This window comes from Aeromicrobium sp., from assembly GCF_025965075.1.
GTDB lineage: Bacteria > Actinomycetota > Actinomycetes > Propionibacteriales > Nocardioidaceae > Aeromicrobium.
In genome coordinates this window covers 1-3,035 of sequence record NZ_JAOPXQ010000202.1, presented here as the reverse complement: position 1 = coordinate 3,035, position 3,035 = coordinate 1, and the positions used below count along the sequence as shown (strand labels likewise).

Sequence of the window (3,035 nt, the reverse complement as noted above, 5' to 3'; positions counted from 1 at the left end):
CTCCCGGATCGTGTGAGCGCGGGGACGGGCCGTGCGTCGCCGGACTGTTAGATGGCGGCCGCGCGCGCCGGTGCCACGGGCACGCGGATCAGGAGCACGCCGGGCTGCACGATCGCGGTGATCTCCTGACCCTCGCCGACGGGGTCGCCGTCGAGCTGCATCGGCATGGTCTTCTCGGCCTTGATGTGCACCTTGCGACCCGTCAGGCGGTCGAGGCGCTCGTTGGTGCGCTTCTGCCGACCGATGACCCGCACGATGATCGCGAGCCAGCCGATGAACCGTTTCGGCGCGATCACGACGACGTCGAGCATGCCGTCGTCGATCTGGGCGTCCGGCAGCAGGGGGATGCCGCCCTGGAGGAAACCGACGTTGCCGACGACGACGGTGCGGGCGCGGAACTTCCTCGGCTCACCGTCGTCGACGCAGATCTGCACCTTCATCGCCGGGAACCGGGCGGCCTTGACCCCGCTGACGAAGTAGGCGAGCCAGCCCACCTTGGCCTTGAGCTGGTCGTTGACGCCGGTCATGATCGCGGCGTCCATGCCCAGCCCGGCCATGACCAGGAACGTCGTGCTGGCGCCGGTGTCGGTCTCGAGCGTCGCCAGGTCGACCGCCCGGTCCTGGCCGCCGAACACGACGTCGAGCGCGTCGCGGGTGTTGAGTGGGATGCCGAGGTTGCGGGCCAGCAGGTTGCCGGTGCCGTGCGGCAGGATCCCGACCGCGACACCCGTGCGGGCGACCTCCTCGCACACCGCGCGGACCGTCCCGTCCCCACCGGCGGCGACGATCAGGTCGACCCCCTCGTGCAGGGCGGCGTTGGCCTGGCCGTGGCCCGGGTCCTCGATCGTGGTCTCGAACCAGATCGGCTCGTTCCAGCCGTCCCGGTCGGCGACGAGCCGCACGCGGGACTTGAACTCCTCGACGTTCGCGATCTTGGACGGGTTGAGCACGACGGCGGCCCGCTTGCGACCGCTGCCGGTCAGCACCGCGAGCTCGTGCGGCAGCCGGGTCGCGCTGGTCGCGACCAGGGTCCACAGGCCCAGGGCGACGGCGATGCCGAACATCAGCCCCGCCATGACGTCGCTGAGGTAGTGCACGCCGAGGTAGACCCGGCTCGCCGCGACCCCGACCCCGGCGAGGACGAACAGCGTGATGAGGATGCGCCGGCGCCAGCCGCGGCCGGTCAGGATGATCGTGAACAGGATCGCGACGGTGAAGAACATGCCCGACCCGGCGGCGTGCCCGCTGGGGAACGAGTGGCCGCCGATCTCGTGCAGCGGCTCGGTGAAGAAGGGCCGCTCGCGCTGGAACGCCAGCTTGATCAGGGCGTTGCCGCCGATCGCGATCGCGCCGCTCAGCACGATCCACACCGCGACGGTCCGCTCGCGGCGCCACAGGGCGTACGCCGCGAGGAGCGCCAGCATGATCCCGCACGCGGCGTTGCTGAAGACGATCGCGACGGCGTCGAGGAATGACACGAAGTCGGGGTGCTGGGACGAGAAGTCGTACGCCCGCCGGGCGACGTCGTGGTCGAGCCGCATGATCGCCGACGTCTCGGTGCCGACCGCGATGGCGAGGAACGTGAAGACCACGACCGGGACGCTCAACAACCACACCAGGACGGCGGGGCGGTCGGGCTGGGCGCGGCGCAGGTCGAACGACACTTCTTTCCTCCTCAGGGACCGCCCAAGCGTAAGGCACGGCCGCCCCGAGCCCCCCGGCTCATGGACCGGATCGCGCAGTGCGGCCGGGCGATAGGCTGAGGCGGTGATCGACGCCCGAATCCTGCGAGACGACCCCGACTCCGTCCGTGCCGCGCAGCAGCGCCGCGGCCTCCCCACCGAGCTGGTGGACGAGCTGATCAGCGCGGACGAGCAGCGCCGATCGTCGATCGCGGCGTTCGAGGCGGTGCGCGGCGAGCAGAAGAACCTCGGCAAGCTCATCCCGAAGGCCCAGGGCGAGGAGAAGCAGCAGCTGCTGGCCCGCACCAAGGAGCTCAGCGGCCAGGTCAAGCAGGCCGAGGCCGCGCTGACCGCGGCCGGCGAGACGTTCGAGACCCTGATGAAGACGCTGCCCAACCTCGCCTCGCCGGAGGCCCCGCAGGGCGGCGAGGAGGACTTCGTCGTGCTGGACACGGTCGGCACGCCTCGCGACTTCGCCGCCGAGGGCTTCGAGCCGCGCGACCACCTCGAGCTCGGCCAGCTGCTCGGCGCGATCGACACCGAGCGCGGCGCCAAGGTCAGCGGCGCCCGGTTCTACTTCCTCACCGGCGTCGGCGCGCAGCTCGAGCTCGCGCTGACCCAGCTCGCGATGAGCAAGGCCGCCGAGTGGGGCTTCACCCCGATGATCCCGCCGGCGCTGGTCAACGAGCGCTCGATGGAGGGCACCGGCTTCCTCGGCCAGGCCGCGGACGACGTCTACCACCTGGAGAAGGACAACCTCTACCTCGTCGGTACGTCCGAGGTGCCGATGGCGGCCTATCACTCCGACGAGATCCTCGACGCCGGATCGCTGCCGCGCCGCTACGCCGCGTTCAGCCCGTGCTTCCGCCGGGAGGCCGGCTCGTACGGCAAGGACACCCGCGGGATCTTCCGGGTCCACTGGTTCGACAAGGTCGAGATGTTCGTCTACACGACGGTCGAGGAGGCCGCGGCCGAGCACGAGCGGATCCTGGGGTGGGAGAAGTCGTGGCTCGACGCCCTCGAGCTGCCCTACCGCGTGGTCGACGTGGCGTCGGGCGACCTGGGGCTCTCCGCGACCCGCAAGTTCGACTGCGAGGCGTGGATCCCCACGCAGGGTCGCTACCGCGAGGTCTCCTCGGCGTCCAACTGCACGCAGTTCCAGAGCCGCCGCCTCGACATCCGCGTGCGCGGCGACGAGGGCACGACGCCGGCGGCGACCCTCAACGGGACCTTGTGCGCCATGACCCGCACGATCGTCGCGCTGCTCGAGAACGGTCAGCAGGAGGACGGCTCGGTGCGCCTGCCCGCGGCCCTGCACCCGCTGCTGGGCGAGGTCCTGAGGCCGACGCGGTG

General features: G+C 71.0%; 2 protein-coding genes. One reads left to right on the top strand and one right to left on the bottom strand.

The window, feature by feature from the left end; translation table 11 throughout:
• Window positions 1–47: 47 nt before the first annotated feature.
• Window positions 48–1,664: a YegS/Rv2252/BmrU family lipid kinase gene (locus tag JWQ91_RS12275; RefSeq protein WP_297784397.1), complete on the bottom strand. Its 1,617-nt coding sequence runs from the start codon at window positions 1,662–1,664 to the stop codon at window positions 48–50.
• A 103-nt stretch (window positions 1,665–1,767) separates the two neighbouring features.
• Here JWQ91_RS12275 and serS point away from each other — a divergent pair.
• On the top strand, window positions 1,768–3,035 hold a 1,268-nt coding region (gene serS, locus JWQ91_RS12270; protein ID WP_297784392.1), incomplete at its 3' end, for a serine--tRNA ligase.